Genomic DNA, 16,055 nt, shown 5'->3' on the forward strand with positions numbered 1-16,055 from the left:
TCACCTCCGGGTCGGATGCGGTCGGGGTGGGCGGGGCGGCTCCATCGGCAGCCGCAACGGCATCGGGCGCCCCTGGGGGCGGAGGGCCGCTGGCGGGATCGGCCTGCGTGCGGGAACGGGGCCTGTGGGGCGCGGGCCCGTACGGGACTCCGGCACGGCGGTCTGCGGGATCTGAGCCTCGGGCGGGCGCGGGTTCGGTGGGGTGAGAGCCGGTGGGCGGTAGCCGGGCGGGGGAGGCGGTGTCTCCCGGACCGGGTCGGCCGGCGTCGGCCACGGGCTGCTCCGCGGCGGCGCCGCGGACGGGGAGGGCCGAGGGTTCGGTGGTGCCGGACGGGGCCGGCCGCGGGGACTGGCAAGGGCAGTTGGGCCGAGCGCCCCGGACCGGGCGGCTGGCTGCCTGGGTGGGGGAGGTGCATCGGGTGTGGGCCGGTTGTTAGGCCCTGGCCGCAGGGCGCCGGCCGCGGGGCCGCCTCGACTCGTGCCCGCTGGTGGCACGGTGACAGCGCGAGGGGTGGTGGCGTGCGGCCCGGCCGTGGGTCGGTGACTGCCGGGCCCATGCCGCTGCTGGCCGTGGCCACCGAAGAACTGGCCCAGCCTGCCGGACAACCCATCCTGCCGACGGCCGCCGCCTGACGGGCGGGGTGGGCGGGCACCCCCGCCCCCTCGGCCACCGCCCCCGAGCGGGCCGCGCCGACCACCGGGACCGAAGGGAGCGCCTCCTCCGCCGAGCCCGGGACGTCGGCCGCCGCCGCGGCGCAGCAGATGCATCCCGGGCAGGTAGTGCTCCATCAACCGGTAGAGGGCGAGGTGGCGCAGGATGCGCAGGGCGCCCGGTGCGTGGGGCTGGTGGACCGGGGTGCCGCGCAGCACAACCTGCAGGGTCCAGCCGGGGATCTTGAACAGGGCCCAGAACAGGGCGAGTCCGGCCAGCAACGTGCCGAGCTGGTCCGCCTTCGGGATGCCGAGGGCGGTGGCTCCGGGGGCGAAGAACAGCTTCAGCGCGAGGATGAATGTCATCGACTGTGCGACCTGGATGACCAGACAGCCGGCCAGTCCCCGCCACCACAGCCGGGCGATGGGGTCGGTTACGGGGTGTGCGTGGCAGGCCAGGGCGAGCGGGGCCAGAACGGCGAGCAGCGCCATCACAGCGACGCGCACCATGAACCCGATCAGCACCGCCACCACCAGCACGACCACCATGAGCGCGAGGAGCAGCAGGTAGAGCTTCAGCCCCGCCGGGCCGAACAGGGCGAAGGGCAGGACGCGTTCGACCATCCCCTGGGCGGCGTCGGCCATGTCCGTGGCCATGATCGCGTGGGCGAGGGCGTTGGACAGCTCGATCGCCTTGCCCATTACGGTCCGGGACAGCGCCGCGGCGACCATGCCGAACAGCAGTCGCGGGGCGATCTGCTTGAGGGCGTAGCGGGACTGGACGGTCTCGTACCCCATGACCGTGATCCCGCCGAAGGCCACGAACAGCACGTACAGGCCGACGGTGACGGTCAGCATCTGCTGCCACAGCTTCTTGATGTCGGCGTGCTGGGTGACGTCGGGGGTGGCGAGCAGGGTGTCGGCGAGAAATTCGCGGATCGGCTGCATGGCCTGCTCGATCACGGTGCCGAGGAACATCGTGATCGCGTTCGTGACCATGGCCGGTACGTCGAACAGGTCCCCGAAGCCCCAGACGTCGGCGGTGTCGCAGTCGCTCGGGTCCCCGTCGGCCTCACAGGCCGACGGCATCTCGCCCGGCGACGGCTCTGGGGAAGAGGGCTCTTGTGGCGACGGCTCGGGTGAGGGCCGGTCGGGTTCGGGCCGCGGGCCGGGTGAAGGATCCGGTTGGGGCTCCTGCGGCGAAGGGCCAGGTGCGGGCCCGGTCTCTGGACTCGGTTCGGGTTCGGGAGGGCCCGGCGCCGCCGGTGCCACCGCAGGCAGGACACGCAACTCGGCCTCGGCCTGAGAGGCGAGCGGCACCAGGCCCACCATGGTGAGACAGAACAGCAGGGGCAGGGCGCGGAGTCGGCGCCGGATGCGGTTCATCCCCCGCCTCCGCCACCGGCGCCGACAATGCTCTTCAGTACGGTGACGAGGACCGGGGCGAGGATGGCCAGGCCGTAGCCGATGGCGGCGGCCTTCAACGCCCGCTTGGCGGCCTCGACTTCGCCCGGGTCACCCCCGGCCATGAGGTAGCGCAGCCCGCCGAAGGTCAAGAACAGGGTGGCGAGCCCGGCGAGGATGCTGACGATCCAGTTCCGCAGGTTCTTGATCACGGTTGGGACGTCGGCGACCGCCCAGACGTACGGCGGGTCGGCCAGCAGTGCGCACACCGTCACCGCGAGGGTGACCCCGACGCGCAGGGCCCATCGGTCCGCCGCGCTGCGGGGTGGACCGCACGGCCGATGCAGTCGTACGGACATGACGGCACACCTCCAACGGAGCGCGGCAGGAAGACGAGTGAGACGAAGACGAATGGCGAGACCGGCGCGAGGTCTTGACCGGTGCTCCGTGTGCTGGGCGGGTGGGGTGAGCGCGGTCCCTCGGTCCCGGGGCCGTCCTCCCTTGCGGGTGCGGCGGGAACGAGAAACGAGGCTCGGGTGTCAGCACGAGACGGCACGCGCAGCACCCCACCCGGCAACACGACCCGGCAGCGGCCCAGGATCAGCCACGGACCGGATCAGGCGGTGACCCGTCCGTGTGCGGCAGGCACCGGACAGGAACGCTCACCGGTAATAGAGACCCCCTGGCCCGAAAGTGACATCGCAGGGTCCCGGGAGCGCGGCGCCCGTGCTCACTCCTGCGGTCGGCGGCGCAGATGCGCGGCCAGGTGCTCCTCGGCAGCCGTCCGGTGCCGATACAGCTGCCGTACGCTCACCCCGCGTTCGTCGGCAAGGCGCCGCATCGGCTCGCCCTCCAGACGCGTCCGGGCGATCAGCCGCGCCTCGTCGACGTCCACGACACCGTCCCGCACGGCGAGCGCCAGCACCGTGTACTCGTCCCGGCCCTCGCCACTTTCGCCGCCCTCGCCAGACAGCGCGGCATGCTCGACGTCCGGCGTTCGGGCGCAGTCAGCCGATGCTGACCGGTACGCGACGAGACGCCCCAGATGAACACCGTCGGCAGCAGCCTCTCGTACGGCCTGACGGCGAGCGGCGTACACCAGCCGGTGCACCGCCCGGTCGGCCGCCGCGAACAACTCCCGTCCCACATCCGCCGTTTCCGTATCCACGTCGGGCAGAGCGCAGGCCACTGCGGCCAGTGCTTCCTGCTCGACCTCGGCGCGCTCCAGATGAACCGGCCGGGCCAAGCGGGCCATCATCCGCCACAGCACCGGAACCGTCATCGCCACGGCCACGGTGTCCCACGGCGCGCCGAGCCGTTGTGCCCGACGCACCACCTCCCGCCACGTCCGCGCCCGCAGCTGAGCCGAGGTGGCGGGGTGCGCCAGCAGAGTCCGCACTTGATCGACCGCCAGATGCGGCTGCTCCGGCTCGGCACAGACCAAGTCCGCGGGCAAAGTGACCGGTTCGGCCGCAGAGGCGAGCTCGAGGAAGGACTCCTCCAGCGCCTGCAGCGGCGAACGGCCTCCCGCCTGACTGCAGGCGGTACGGCGGGCGGCGGGGCGAGAAGGGTGGTGGTGCATGGCACGACTCCTTGCGGAACGACAGCGAACGGATTCACTGCCGCCCCTTCTGCCAGTCCCCCGCGCCACCACCGCACCGGCAACGGCCCACGCCCGGACCATGAGTGGCCCACTGGCCCGGCGTGTGCGATGGCCCGCCACCGAACCACCCCCGCCCACCAGCAGCGCTCACACACCAGCGTCCGCCGGACTCGAACACGAAGAAATCTTCATCGCGCTCGGAGCAGGGCACGGGACCGTGCTGCGCGGTGGCACGGCAGTGGCCCGCAGGTGGCTCGCCACTGGCTCGCTGCCCCACCCACCTGCACCGATCCCCCCTGCCTACGACACCGCGGCAGCCCGAGATAGGGGACCGGTGCATCGACCTGTCCGGTTCGAACGGCCGGGCTCGGCATGACAATTCGGCCGGGCCACTTCCCTATACGTTCACGTCAGCACCCGACGGTTCCCGCCCCTCGCCTCCCGGGCGCCACCCGCCCATGAACCAAACCCCCTCCCCCTCCCGCACGGCACGGCCGCTCCCGACCACGATCTGGCTCCCACCCACCGACCGAGCAGACACGGCCCCCGCACCGGGACAGATCCTGCCCGCCTGGGCCCACGACAAGATCCGCACCGAGTACACCCGCCGCCCCGGCCACCCGCCCGCTCCAGTGATCCGGATCTCCATCCGGGACACTGGCCCGGGCATGGACGCCCGCACCCCCTGCACCACCGACACGGGAGTGGACAGCAGCCAGAGCACTGGCCCGGCGCGTGTCCTGCTCGCCGAACTCCACCCCGACACCCTCCCCACCACTGCCAACAGCCCCAGCCTGCAGGCCCCGAGCGGCATGCCGGGCGCCATGGAGGACGCCTGGCCCGGCTTCTTCCACCGTGCCCACCGCCTGCTGCCTGACCACGGCGTGCTGCTGCTCGCCACCCGCCAGTGCCGCGACGCCGGAGTCCTCACCGACCCCCTCGGCGCCCTGATCGCCTGCGCGCGCACCGCCGGGTTCCGCTACGTGCAGCACATCGTCATCGCCCACGCCCGCCCCGTCGAACGCCGCCTCGACCCAGAGCTCCCGACCGACGCGAGCCCCGGCGTCGCACACAGCGACTTGCTCGTCCTGACCGCGATCCGCCACGGCTGACACGAAGGAGCCCTACGCCATGCCCGCTTCCGCCGTGTCGGTCTGGAACACCGCCCCCACCTCGGCCCCCGCCCTGCGCAAGGGCCGCTACGTCCCCGGCTCCGCCGCTCACCCCGCCAAGATGCACCCGGGCATCGCCGCCCACGCGATCGCCACCTACTCCCGCCCCGGCGACCTGGTCCTCGACCCGATGTGCGGCATCGGCACCACCCTCGTCGAGGCCATCCACCTCGGCCGCTACGCGCTCGGAGTCGAGTACGAACCAAAGTGGGCCCACCTCGCTCGCCTGAACGCCGTATCAGCAACACGCGAAGGCGGCACCGGCTCGGGCCGGGTCACCTGCGGCGACGCCCGCGACCTGGACGCTCTGATCCCGGCCGCATGCCGCGGCCAGATCGCCCTGGTAGTCACGTCACCCCCATACGGACCGAGCGTCCACGGCCAGGTCCGCTCCACCCGCGAAACCGGCGAACGCGGCGTCGTCAAGAAGGACTACCGCTACGGCCACGACCCCGCCAACCTCGCCCACGTCGGCCTCGACCAACTCCTCGCCGCCTTCACCGACATCCTCACCCAATGCCGCAAGGTGCTGCGTCCCGGCGGCACGGTGGTGATCACCACCCGCCCGTGGCGTGAACACGGCGAACTCATCGACCTGCCCTCCGCCGCCCTCGCCGCAGGCCAGGCCGCCGGAGTCATCCCCGCCGAACGCAACGTCGCCCTCCTCGCCGGAATCCGCGACGGCCAACTCATCGCCCGCCCCTCCTTCTTCCAGATGAAGAACGTCCGCGACGCTCGCCGCCAAGGCATCCCGCTCTCCGTCGTCCAGCACGAGGACGTCCTCGTGTTCCACGCACCCCTGAACCCCCCGACCACCGCCGGTCTTCGCGACGCTCAGCACGTCAGCGGCAGCCGTATCCCCGCAACGGTGGTCATGCGCAAACCGGCAGACACGGCCACCTTCCGCTCCCGCACCTGCACAACCAGCAGCGGAGGCCGCCATGCCTGACGCGGCACTCACCTCCTGGCACCAGACCGAGAACACCACCCTGTACGTCGGCGACGTGACTACGGTGCTGGCCTACCTCCCCGCTGGGAGCGTGAACTGCATCGTCACCTCCCCGCCGTATTACGCGACTCGGGACTGGGACGATGCACGGCAGATCGGCCAGGAACCCACTCCTGCCGCCTACCTGCACGCCCTGCGCGAGGTCTTCCGCGAGGCCCATCGCGTCCTTGCCGAAGACGGCGCCCTGTGGCTGAACATCGCCGACGTCTACGCCACCGGCCCCGCACCCCGCCGTACCGTCACGCCGGGGCACTCGCCGCTGCCGCCGAAGTCCCTCCTCGGCCTGCCCTGGCGTCTGGCCCTCGCTCTCCAGGAAGACGGTTGGATCCTCCGTAACGAGATCATCTGGGCCAAGCCGAACGCGGTGCCCGAGTCGTGCCGTGACCGTCTCGCCCGGCGCCACGAACTGCTCTATCTGCTGACCAAGAACAGCCGGTACCACTTCGATCTGGACGCGATCCGTCAGCGGTACGACGGCGACCGGTCCTTGGTCCGCCGCGCCCATCGCAGTGCCAACAAGCCGAACACCGCCCGAGGCATCTGGCCACGACCGGCACCGCGCCCTTCGACGGCGCTCGGTCGTCCGAACATCCAGCCCAGTGGAGTCCAACACACCGCCTCCCACCCCGGGGGCCGGAACCCGGGCACGGTCTGGACGATCCCGACCCGCCCGAGCAGGCATGCGCACACGGCCCCGTACCCGATCGATCTCGCCCGGCGCTGTATCAGCGCTGGCTGTCCACCCGGTGGAATGGTCCTGGACCCGTTCAGCGGCTCGGGCACCACGCTCGCCGCCGCCCTCCAACTCGACCGCCAGGCCATCGGGATCGACATCCGTGAGGACTTCCAGCGCCTGGCACGCGCCAGGCTTGAGTGGGCGGCGGCGCTCTCATGACTGCCGCCAAGCAGCCGCCCCATGAACAGAGTCCAGCTGGTGAGCGGCTTGACGACGGGCCGGAGCGGGAGCGTCCATGGTCGACGCCCGGCGCGGACCAGGGCTCCGCGCCATCGCGGGCCAGGTCGTCGCGCGAGCCGGGGTGGAAGGGAGACAGCAGCGCGGACACGACGCTAACCCGCCCGTCCCGGCACGCGACCGGTCACGCCACGCGCGGCGGGAGCAACCGGCTGCTGACCGTGGAAGAGGTCGCCGCCTGGCTGCGGGTCAGCGAGCACACCCTCCGCAACAACTACCGCTCCTGGGGCCTTAAGCCCCAGAAGGTCGGACGGCTCCTGCGCTTCCGCGAACGCGACATCACGCACTACCTCGACGAGCACTACGGGTGATGCCCTGGCGCCCGCACCACGTATGGAGGACATCCGGTGGCCACGGTCTACCAGCGCTGCAAGAGCGACAAGCGCAGCCCCAACTATCCATGCACCAAGGCGCGTTGCGGACATCCGTGGACGGTGCGCTACCGCGAGCCCGGCGGCCGGGGAGCGAAAGAACGTCAGGAAAGCTTCACCAAGAAGACCGAGGCGGACGCCTTCGCCGCGAAGACCGAGCGGGACAAGCATCAAGGCGTCTACCTCGATCCCAGACGCGGCGAGATCACCGTCCGGGCCTACGTTGAGGACTGGCTGGAACGCAAAGCCATTATCGAATCCACCCGCGACAGCTACGAGAGCTTCGTACGCAATCACCTCATCCCCGCTCTCGGCGCCAAGACGATCGCCGGTGTGCAGCGCTCCGACATCGAACGGTTCGTCACCACACTGCGCGGCAAGCTCGCCGCCTCCACGGTGCACGACCGGATGAAGATGGTCGGCGGCATCTTCCGCACCGCAGCGGAGGAGAAGCGGCGGGCCGACAACCCCGTCGACGGCGTCACTATCCCCAAGGCCAGCCCGAACGCGGTCGACGAGGACGAGATCCCCACCCTCTACGAGGTCGACCTCCTCGCCAAGCAGATCGCCCCGCACCTTCGCCTGACCGTCTATCTGCCCGCCGCGGCCGGGCTGCGGATCAGCGAAACCCTCGCCTTCACCACCCAGTGCCGCCGCGGCGACTTCATCCGACTGCGCTGGCAGGTCAGCCGCAAAGCCAACCGAGCAGACTGCACGAAACCCTTCGTCCCGCTCAAACACCGCACCGAGGGGGAGTACCGCGACATCCCCCTGCCCCGGTTCCTCGACGAGGAGATCACCGCCCACCTCGACCGGCACGGCACGCGCCAGGTCGGCGCCCTGGAAGTGCTCTTCCAGCCCTTCGGCAAGGCAGAGACGACGATGCCGACCGCCGCCTCCTACGGCTACCACTTCGCCAAAGCCGCCAAGTCCGCCGGTCTCGTCAAACCCGACGGCACACCGAAGTACACGCCGCACAGCCTGCGCCACTTCTTCGCCTCCACCGCGCTCGCGCACGGCATCCCCATCCACGAGGTCTCCCGCTGGCTCGGCCACAAGTCGATCACCACGACCGTCGACATCTACGGCCATCTCGTCCCCGAGGCGTGGGAGCGCTGCCGGACGATCATGCAGGACGCACTCCGCCCCTCAGCGGCCCCCGCGTGACGGATTCCGGCGCGCATCCACGCGTCCCGTCGGGGGCCGCTGGGCACCGTTCCCGTACGGTCGCTGGATTTGCGCTGGATCCCCAGAACCTCCGGCACGGTTCTTGCAGGTGACAGCGTATTCCCACATATTCTGGTGAAACGTTGTAATCCCGACACTCCGTACGGGGGCGCTCGACGATGAACATCCGGTTTCTGGGGAAGTGGCGCAAGCGGCAGGAGGCGGAGCCCGGCGTGCGGCTGGCCGTCGCGTTCGCCGAGAACCCGGAGGGTGTGGCCGAGCTGCTCTCCGAGTGCGAGCTGTTGCGCTCGCAGGCGGGTGGGTACGGGCTTGAACTCGACGACAGTCCCGGCTCGTTGGCGGCCCTTGATCAGTTGCCGCCGCGCTGGCGCGACGATCCCGAGGTGCTGCCCTGGTTGGGCAATGACGCGGGGCTGTATCTCGGCACGGTGATCGTGCGGAACGTTCCCGGTGCCGCTTGGCATGTGTGGCCCGGCGGGCAGCCGATGGTGCGGCTCGCCTCTGGGCGTGAAATTCGGGTCGTCGAGGCGGGCCTGGACTGGGCGGTGAGCGGTGTGCCCGAGCTGTTCCAGGTGTACGCCGAGGCTGCCGAAGCCTGACGTCCCGCGGGTGCCGTGGGTGCCGTGGGTGCCGTGGGTGCCGTGCGTGCCGTGGGTGCCTTGCGCGCCTCGCGTCGCAAATACGGTTAATGCCCTATAAGTGCGTGATAAGTGCGTGTCGCTTATTAAGCCCCATATAGCGGCGGATAGTTTGCGCTGGTCGGCGACAACAGTGATGAGCGACGCGATGAGTAAGTAGGCAGGCATGGCCGTCGATCCGTTGATCGAGCTGCGTGACGTCAACAAGTACTACGGGCAGTTGCATGTCCTGCGGGACATCAATCTCACCGTGGGACGCGGGGAAGTGGTGGTCGTCATCGGCCCGTCCGGATCGGGTAAGTCGACCCTGTGCCGGGCGATCAACCGGCTCGAGGTGATCCAGTCCGGGACGATCACGCTGGACGGGCAGCCGCTGCCGGAGGAGGGCAAGGCCCTCGCCAAGCTCCGTGCCGAGGTGGGGATGGTCTTCCAGTCCTTCAACCTCTTCGCCCACAAGACCGTGCGGCAGAACGTTTCCCTTGCTCAGATCAAGGTTCGGGGGAAGAAGAAGGACGAGGCTGATCAGCGGGCCCTGGAGCTGCTCGAGCGGGTGGGGCTGCGGTCGCAGGCCGACAAGTACCCCGCGCAGCTCTCCGGTGGACAGCAGCAGCGCGTCGCGATCGCGCGGGCGCTCGCCATGAGTCCGAAGGTGATGCTCTTCGACGAGCCGACCTCCGCGCTCGACCCCGAGATGATCAATGAGGTTCTCGAGGTCATGCAGCAACTCGCACAAGAGGGCATGACGATGGTCGTGGTCACGCACGAGATGGGCTTCGCCCGCAACGCGGCCAACCGGGTCGTCTTCATGGACGACGGCCGGATCGTGGAGGACCGCACCCCCGTGGACTTCTTCACCAACCCGGAGAGCGCCCGAGCCAAGGACTTCCTCTCCAAGATCCTCAAGCACTGACGGGGGTCGTGCATCGATGCTGCGTACGTCACGTGTGTCGCGAGCGCTCGCCGGGCTCGCGCTCACCGCCCTGACCGCCGTCGCCGGCGCCGCCTGCGGCAGGGAAGGCAGCCCGCCGGTGAAGGGGCCCGCGCCCGAGGAACTGCCCAAGTACCAGGTGGCGAAGGACTTTCAGCTGCCCGACTCGACCACTTGGAACAAGGCTAAGCGGCGCGGTCGGCTCGTCGTCGGGGTCAAGGAGGACCAGCCGTACCTCGGCGAGAAGGACCCCGCGAGCGGCAAGTACTCGGGCTTCGACATCGAGATCGCCAAGATGATGGCGGCCTCGCTCGGCTTCGCACCGCAGCGGATCGAGTACCGGGCGATCGCCTCGGCCAACCGCGAAACCGCCCTGCAGAACGGGCAGATTGATTATTACGTCGGTACGTACACCATCAACGACATGCGCAAGCGGCTCGTCGGGTTCGCCGGGCCCTACTACCTGGCGGGTCAGGGGCTGCTCGTCAACAAGAGCAACGAGGACATCAAGGGCCCGGACGACCTCGCCGGTAAACGCGTCTGCTCGGCGGCCGGTTCGACCCCGTACCAGCGCATCCAGGCCGAATATCCGCGGGCCGTCCTGGTCGCGTACGACAACTACTCGATCTGTGTCGACAACCTCCTCACGCTCCAGGTCGACGCCGTCACCACCGACGACGCCATCCTGCAGGGCTACGCGGCCAAGGCGCCCGACGAGCTGAAGCTGGTCGGCAAGCCGTTCTCGAAGGAGCCATACGGCGTCGGCGTGCCCCGCAACGACAACGCCCTGCGCTTCGCCCTCGACGACGCACTCGCCGAGCACGAGAAGAACGGCAACTGGAAGAAGGCCTACGACGTGACGCTCGGCCTGTCCGGAGTGCCCGCCCCGGAGCCGCCCGCCATCGACCGCTACCCGGCGAGCTGAGGGGGCCCAAGTGAACGTACTGACGGAGAACTTCTCCACCTACGGCGAGGGCTTCCTCGGCACCGTCCAACTCACCGTCTTCGCCTCGCTCCTCGCCCTCGCCCTCGGATTCATCATGGCGTCGTTCCGGGTGGCACCCGTGGGGTCCTTCCGGGTCTTCGGCACCGTGTGGGTGGCGGTCCTTCGCAACACCCCGCTGACGCTGCTGTTCTTCGCCGTGCTGCTCGGTCTGCCGCGGTTCGGGCTCGTCCTGCCGTTCAAGCTGTTCGCGATCCTCGCGCTCGGCTGCTACACGTCCGCCTTCATCTGCGAGGCGCTGCGCTCCGGCATCAACACCGTGCCCAAGGGACAGGGCGAGGCGGCCCGCAGCCTCGGCATGACCTTCAGCCAGACCCTCAACAACGTGGTGCTCCCGCAGGCGTTCCGCTCCGTGATCCCGCCGGTCGGCTCCACGCTGATCGCGCTCGCCAAGAACTCCGCCATCGCCGGCTCCTTCAGCGTCGTCGAGCTGCTCGGCAGCTACCGGACCCTCAACGAACTGGGCTACAGCATCATCTGGACCTTCATCTGGATCGCCCTCGGCTATCTCATCATCACCCTCGCCATCAGCGCCCTGTTCAACCTCCTGGAGAAGCGCTGGGGAGTCGCCCGATGACCGCCACCCTGACCGCCACCCGGTCCACCGCCCTGTACGACATCCCCGGCCCGCAGGCCAGAAAGAGGCACTTCGCCTACGGCATCCTGTCGACCGTCCTGATTGTGGGGCTCCTCGCATGGATTCTGTATCTGCTGTTCGACACCGACCAGTTCACCGCCACCAAGTGGAACCCCTTCACCTACCAGGGGATTCAGGAGCTGCTGCTCGAAGGGCTCGGCAACACCCTCAAGGCGTTCGGGATCGCCGCCGTGCTCTCCCTCGCGCTCGGTGGGGTCCTCGCGGTGGGGCGGCTCTCCGAGCACAAGCCGGTCCGCTGGCTGGCCACGCTGATCGTCGAGTTCTTCCGGGCCATGCCGGTGCTCGTGATGATCTTCTTCATCTTCGTGGCGCTCCAGGTGCATCCGCTGCCCGCCCTGGTCGCCGGGCTCACGCTCTACAACGGCTCGGTCCTCGCCGAGGTGTTCCGGTCCGGCGTCAACTCCGTGGAGCGCGGGCAGCGGGAGGCCGCGTACGCGCTCGGCATGCGCAAGACGCAGGTGATGTCATACGTCCTGGTTCCGCAGGCGCTGCGCGCCATGTTGCCCGCCATCATCAGCCAGTTGGTGGTGGCCCTGAAGGACACCTCGCTGGGCTTTCTGATCACCTATGAGGAGTTCCTCCATGCCGGGAAGCTGATCGCTTCGAATCTCGACTACGATTTGCCTTTCATCCCGGTGGTGATGGTGATCTCGCCGATCTACATCGGGATGTGCATGCTTCTCTCCTGGTTCGCCCACTGGGTGGCCAAGCGGGAGAGGCGCAGTCCCAAGACGGAGGCCGTGGAAGTCGCCCCGGCAGAACCAGGGACGCTGCTGCCGGGCGGGCAGCAGCACGGATAAGGGCCAGGCCCGGCCGGCGGCAGCCGGAGATCACTCCTCGCGCGGGGTTCCCCCAGGAGAAGGTCAGCTGCGCGCCGGACGGGTTGCGCTCTTACTGCAGCTACTGCAGCTACTTCAGCACGTTCAGCTACTTCAGCGCGCTCTTCGACTGCCACTCCGCCCAGCTCAGGTTCCACTCGCCATAGCCGTTGCCCAGTGCGGCGTCGCCCTTGTGGCCGCTGCCCTCGGTGCGGAACGGGTCGCCGATCTGCACGGCGTCGTAGAGCCACTTCGCGTCCGCGTCGCTCATGCCGACGCAGCCCGAGCTGTGGTTGGTGTTGCCGAAGTACGAGGCGTTCCAGGGCGCGGCGTGGGCGTACATGCCGGACCAGGTCAGGCGCATCGAGTAGTTGACCATCTTGTCGTAGCTGTCGCCGAGGCCGACCGTCTCGGAGTTCATCCTGATCGTGCCCTCCTTGGCCATCAGGACGTTGACGCCGCCCCAGGACGCCTTCTCGCCACCGGGCGTACCGGCCGACATCGGGACCGACTTGACCGCCTGGCCGTCCCGCTCCAGGGTCAGTTGCTTGCTGTCCAGGTCCACCTTGACCTGCTGGTTCCTGCCGACCGTGAAGCCGGTGTCGTAGTCGCGGACGAACCAGCCGCCGCCCTCGCCGGAGTCGACGCCGTTCAGATCGGCGTCCAGGGTCACCTTGGTGCCGGGCTTCCAGTACTCCTTGGGGCGCCAGTCGACGCGGTCCTTGCCGGAGTGGTCCTGGATCCAGCCCCAGGACCCCGTGGTGTTGTTCGACGTCTTGACCTTGAGGTGCTTCTCGACCTCGGCCTTGTTCTTGACCGGGTTGTCGAAGACGATCGACAGCGGCTGGGCGATGCCGACCGTGGTGTCCTTGCCGGGGGCGAGGGTCACCTTGTTGACCTTTCCGGCGGCCTTGGTGCTGAACTTCTTCTTCGCGGTCCTGCTGCGGTCGTCCTTCACCTGGACGGTGTAGGTGGTGCCCGGGGATGCCGCGCGGTCGGAGACCCAGGACTTCCCGTCGTCGGAGATCTTCCCGGCCAGGCTGCCGCCCTCGGCGTCGGCGACCTTCACGTCCGCGAGCTTGCCCTCGGCGGCCTTCACCTTCACCGGCTGCCCGGGCTCGGCCTTGTCGCCGGTGAGGTTCACGGAGACCTTGGCCTTCTTGTCCGCTGCCTCGGCCGCGCCCCCGCTGCCGCCGCAGGCGGTGAGGGCGAGCGCCAGTGCGGCGGCGCTACCGGCGATCGCCACGGTCCGGCGGGACGGGCCGAGCGGCGGGGTGCGGCGGCGTATGTGACTCAACGGTGACCTCCATCGCGTACTCGTTCGTAAGGAATGAGTGGAAAGCCGCACATCGGGTTGCAAGTAAGGGCGAAAACCCGCCACGGGGTGGTGTGAGGTTGATCGCAGACGGCCGGAAGGCCGTCTTGCCGAGCGGGCCCGGCGGCGCCACCTTGGTCGCCATGAGCGACACGGCGGAAATGGACGTCTTCGACCCGAGGATCTACGCGACGGGGGTGCCCCATGCCGTCTACCGGGAGCTGCGCGCGCACCGCCCGGTGGCCTGGCAGGAGGAGTACGAGGTCCTTGGCTGGCCCCCGGGCCCCGGGTTCTGGGCGGTGTCCCGGCACGCGGACGTCGTACGGGTCCTGAAGGACGCCGCGACCTTCTCCTCGCATCTGGGGGCCACCCAGATCCGCGACCCCGACCCGGAGGACCTGCCGTTCATCCGGCGGATGATGCTCAACCAGGATCCTCCGGACCACGGCCGCCTCCGCCGACTGGTCAGCCGGGCCTTCGTGGCCGGGCGCGTCGACCGGTTCGAGAACCGGGCCCGGGGGCGCGCCCGTCAATTACTCCGCAACGCAAGGGAGTTGGCGGACGGCGACGGGGGAGCGGTCGACCTGGTCGGGGCCGTCACGGACGACTACGCGCTGCTCAATCTGGCCGATCTGCTCGGCGTACCCAGAAGCGACCGGCACCTCCTGCTCACCTGGACCGAGCGCGTCATCGGCTACCAGGATCCGGACGAGGCCCCCGCCGTGGTGCGCGGCCCCGACGGGCGGCCGGTCAATCCCAGGTCGCCCGCGATGCTGGCCGAGATGTTCGGGTACGCCCAGGAACTCGCCGCCTACAAGCGGCGCTACCCGAGCGACGACGTGATGACCGCGCTCGCACACGCCACCGACGGCGACACCCGGCTCACCGAGCCCGAGCTGGAGATGTTCTTCTTCCTGCTCACCGTGGCCGGGAACGACACGGTGCGCAGCGCGGCGCCGGGCGGCCTGTGGCTGCTCGCCGCGGCGCCGGACGAGCAGCGGCGGCTGCGGGCCGGATCCGGCAGCCGCGCCTTCATGGACACGGCCGTGGAGGAACTGCTCCGGCGGCATCCGCCCGTCCTCACCTTCCGGCGCACCGCATCCCGCGACACCGAGCTCGCCGGGCAGCCGATCGCGGCCGGGGACAAGGTGGTGGTCCTGCACGCCTCCGCCAACCACGACGAGCGGGTCTTCGCCGACCCGGAGCGGCTCGACCTGGGGCGCACCCCCAACCCGCATGTGTCCTTCGGCGACGGCCCACACGTCTGCCTCGGGGCGCACTTCGCGCGGCTCCAACTGCGGGTGCTGTACGAGGAGGTGGTGCGGTCCCTGCCGGAGCTGACGCTCGCCGGGGCGCCGCGACGCCTCGTGTCCAACTTCATCAATGGCGTCAAGACGCTGCCCCTGGCCCTTGGGGCGGGGTGACCCGGCTCAGGAGCGTGGCGCGCGGTGTGAGGTGCGGGGCGCCGGGGTCGGGGTCGGGGTCGGTAGCGGGGCCTGGGCGGCGCGGGTGATGTCCGCGACCAGTTCGACCACGTCCGGGCCGTACGCCTGGGAGTTGACGACCTTCAGGAGCAGTACGAACGAGTTGGTGCCGTGTTTGCGGGCCAGGCGCTCGTGGTGGCGGGCGAGATAGCGGGTGGCCGCCTGATTGGTGATGCCGCGCTGGCCGCAGAAGAGGAAGACGGGCCTGGCCTCCTGGCCCTGGCCCGCGGTGAGCCGGGCGAGGATGACGTACTCGGTGCGGCCCGGCTCCATCCGGTACCGCTCCGAGCCGATCTGGAAGGCGCCGCGCTCCACGACCGGCTCCGGGTCGGTGTTCATGCGGACGCCGGGCAGGAGCGACTGGAGGTGCGCGGCCATCCGGCGGTTGGAGGCCGGGCCGCCGACGCAGAACTCGGTGCGCTCGCCGAAGCCCTGCTGGGTCCCGTCGTGCGTGATGATCTGGGCGTGCGCGCGGCAGTCCTTGATGAGCGCGGAGAGTTCGAGGAGCGCGAAGGCGTCATTGCGCTGGACCGCGGTGAGTTCGGGGCCGCCCGTGTCCCGGTTGACCACGAGCAGTGACTCGGAGTTGTCGGGCAGCCCGAAGAAGACCTGCTTGCGCCGCAGTTTGCGCCGCCACAGATACGTACGGGCGAACCAGCCGAGGGAGGTGGTGATCCCCGCGGCGATCACCCCCAGGACGATATTGCGGAGGTCTTCATTCATGGCCGGGCACTCTAGCGGCCGGACGTATCGGTGTTCGAGTGGTGGCGGATCTGCGAGGGCGATGAGCGCTACTTGCTGGGGACTGACGCCCACGTCGCCTCGAAGTTACGCTGCTCG

The 16,055-nt window shown here is 69.7% G+C and carries 16 protein-coding genes; 11 read left to right on the forward strand and 5 right to left on the reverse strand.

Going from position 1 to position 16,055, the window contains the following annotated elements; translation table 11 throughout:
• The 3 genes from ACWD10_RS18675 to ACWD10_RS18685 all read right to left on the reverse strand — a co-directional run bounded on the left by ACWD10_RS18675 (position 1) and on the right by ACWD10_RS18685 (position 3,637).
• Positions 1–2,037: a hypothetical protein gene (locus tag ACWD10_RS18675; protein ID WP_451092215.1), complete on the reverse strand. Its 2,037-nt coding sequence runs from the start codon at positions 2,035–2,037 to the stop codon at positions 1–3.
• Complete coding sequence (locus ACWD10_RS18680) at positions 2,034–2,414, reverse strand: pilin (protein ID WP_451092217.1); 381 nt, start codon at positions 2,412–2,414, stop codon at positions 2,034–2,036. Before ACWD10_RS18680 ends, ACWD10_RS18675 begins: the two co-directional genes overlap by 4 nt.
• A gap of 371 nt (positions 2,415–2,785) precedes the next feature.
• Complete coding sequence (locus ACWD10_RS18685; protein WP_451092219.1) at positions 2,786–3,637, reverse strand: hypothetical protein; 852 nt, start codon at positions 3,635–3,637, stop codon at positions 2,786–2,788.
• Between the two features lie 479 nt (positions 3,638–4,116).
• Here ACWD10_RS18685 and ACWD10_RS18690 point away from each other — a divergent pair, with 479 nt between their 5' ends.
• The 10 genes from ACWD10_RS18690 (at position 4,117) to ACWD10_RS18735 (ending at position 12,398) form a co-directional block, all read left to right on the forward strand.
• Positions 4,117–4,770: a hypothetical protein gene (locus tag ACWD10_RS18690; RefSeq protein ID WP_451092221.1), complete on the forward strand. Its 654-nt coding sequence runs from the start codon at positions 4,117–4,119 to the stop codon at positions 4,768–4,770.
• Positions 4,771–4,789: 19 nt separating this feature from the next.
• Positions 4,790–5,779, forward strand: coding sequence for a TRM11 family SAM-dependent methyltransferase (locus ACWD10_RS18695; RefSeq protein WP_451092223.1), 990 nt, complete (start codon positions 4,790–4,792; stop codon positions 5,777–5,779).
• A complete protein-coding gene (locus ACWD10_RS18700) occupies positions 5,772–6,734 on the forward strand; it encodes a DNA-methyltransferase (RefSeq protein ID WP_451092225.1) in 963 nt (320 codons plus the stop codon). The genes ACWD10_RS18695 and ACWD10_RS18700 overlap by 8 nt, the downstream gene beginning before the upstream one ends.
• Positions 6,731–7,123, forward strand: a complete 393-nt coding sequence (locus ACWD10_RS18705) for a helix-turn-helix domain-containing protein (protein ID WP_451092227.1) — start codon at positions 6,731–6,733, stop codon at positions 7,121–7,123. Before ACWD10_RS18700 ends, ACWD10_RS18705 begins: the two co-directional genes overlap by 4 nt.
• 36 nt (positions 7,124–7,159) lie before the next feature.
• Positions 7,160–8,350, forward strand: a complete 1,191-nt coding sequence (locus ACWD10_RS18710; protein WP_451092229.1) for a tyrosine-type recombinase/integrase — start codon at positions 7,160–7,162, stop codon at positions 8,348–8,350.
• Between the two features lie 179 nt (positions 8,351–8,529).
• Positions 8,530–8,970, forward strand: coding sequence for a DUF6278 family protein (locus tag ACWD10_RS18715; protein ID WP_451092231.1), 441 nt, complete (start codon positions 8,530–8,532; stop codon positions 8,968–8,970).
• Between the two features lie 205 nt (positions 8,971–9,175).
• Positions 9,176–9,919, forward strand: a complete 744-nt coding sequence (locus ACWD10_RS18720; RefSeq protein WP_451092233.1) for an amino acid ABC transporter ATP-binding protein — start codon at positions 9,176–9,178, stop codon at positions 9,917–9,919.
• A gap of 16 nt (positions 9,920–9,935) precedes the next feature.
• Positions 9,936–10,862 carry a glutamate ABC transporter substrate-binding protein gene (locus ACWD10_RS18725; protein ID WP_451092235.1) on the forward strand — a complete coding sequence of 309 codons (927 nt, stop codon included), beginning with the start codon at positions 9,936–9,938 and terminating at the stop codon, positions 10,860–10,862.
• A gap of 10 nt (positions 10,863–10,872) precedes the next feature.
• Entirely contained in the window at positions 10,873–11,517 is a 645-nt protein-coding gene (locus tag ACWD10_RS18730) for an amino acid ABC transporter permease (protein WP_451092237.1), read from the forward strand.
• Positions 11,514–12,398 carry an amino acid ABC transporter permease gene (locus tag ACWD10_RS18735; protein WP_451092239.1) on the forward strand — a complete coding sequence of 295 codons (885 nt, stop codon included), beginning with the start codon at positions 11,514–11,516 and terminating at the stop codon, positions 12,396–12,398. Before ACWD10_RS18730 ends, ACWD10_RS18735 begins: the two co-directional genes overlap by 4 nt.
• Before the next feature lie 127 nt (positions 12,399–12,525).
• Here the strand turns inward: ACWD10_RS18735 and ACWD10_RS18740 are convergent, their stop codons facing one another.
• Positions 12,526–13,713 (reverse strand): L,D-transpeptidase, encoded by a 1,188-nt coding sequence (locus ACWD10_RS18740; RefSeq protein WP_451092241.1) that lies wholly within the window; start codon positions 13,711–13,713, stop codon positions 12,526–12,528.
• 161 nt (positions 13,714–13,874) lie between these two features.
• Between ACWD10_RS18740 and ACWD10_RS18745 the strand changes: the two genes are divergently transcribed.
• Positions 13,875–15,155 carry a cytochrome P450 gene (locus tag ACWD10_RS18745; protein WP_451092243.1) on the forward strand — a complete coding sequence of 427 codons (1,281 nt, stop codon included), beginning with the start codon at positions 13,875–13,877 and terminating at the stop codon, positions 15,153–15,155.
• Positions 15,156–15,161: 6 nt separating this feature from the next.
• Here ACWD10_RS18745 and ACWD10_RS18750 read toward each other — a convergent pair whose 3' ends face one another.
• Positions 15,162–15,938, reverse strand: coding sequence for a hypothetical protein (locus ACWD10_RS18750; protein WP_451092245.1), 777 nt, complete (start codon positions 15,936–15,938; stop codon positions 15,162–15,164).
• Between the last annotated feature and the right edge of the window lie 117 nt (positions 15,939–16,055).

This window comes from Streptomyces sp. NPDC002851 (genome assembly GCF_053591935.1).

Coding starts and splice junctions, on each gene's coding strand:
- ACWD10_RS18675 (WP_451092215.1), bottom strand. CDS start 2,037: ATGAACCGCATCCGGCGCCGACTCCGCGCCCTGCCCCTGCTGTTCTGT.
- ACWD10_RS18680 (WP_451092217.1), bottom strand. CDS start 2,414: ATGTCCGTACGACTGCATCGGCCGTGCGGTCCACCCCGCAGCGCGGCG.
- ACWD10_RS18685 (WP_451092219.1), bottom strand. CDS start 3,637: ATGCACCACCACCCTTCTCGCCCCGCCGCCCGCCGTACCGCCTGCAGT.
- ACWD10_RS18690 (WP_451092221.1), top strand. CDS start 4,117: ATGAACCAAACCCCCTCCCCCTCCCGCACGGCACGGCCGCTCCCGACC.
- ACWD10_RS18695 (WP_451092223.1), top strand. CDS start 4,790: ATGCCCGCTTCCGCCGTGTCGGTCTGGAACACCGCCCCCACCTCGGCC.
- ACWD10_RS18700 (WP_451092225.1), top strand. CDS start 5,772: ATGCCTGACGCGGCACTCACCTCCTGGCACCAGACCGAGAACACCACC.
- ACWD10_RS18705 (WP_451092227.1), top strand. CDS start 6,731: ATGACTGCCGCCAAGCAGCCGCCCCATGAACAGAGTCCAGCTGGTGAG.
- ACWD10_RS18715 (WP_451092231.1), top strand. CDS start 8,530: ATGAACATCCGGTTTCTGGGGAAGTGGCGCAAGCGGCAGGAGGCGGAG.
- ACWD10_RS18720 (WP_451092233.1), top strand. CDS start 9,176: ATGGCCGTCGATCCGTTGATCGAGCTGCGTGACGTCAACAAGTACTAC.
- ACWD10_RS18725 (WP_451092235.1), top strand. CDS start 9,936: ATGCTGCGTACGTCACGTGTGTCGCGAGCGCTCGCCGGGCTCGCGCTC.
- ACWD10_RS18735 (WP_451092239.1), top strand. CDS start 11,514: ATGACCGCCACCCTGACCGCCACCCGGTCCACCGCCCTGTACGACATC.
- ACWD10_RS18745 (WP_451092243.1), top strand. CDS start 13,875: ATGAGCGACACGGCGGAAATGGACGTCTTCGACCCGAGGATCTACGCG.
- ACWD10_RS18750 (WP_451092245.1), bottom strand. CDS start 15,938: ATGAATGAAGACCTCCGCAATATCGTCCTGGGGGTGATCGCCGCGGGG.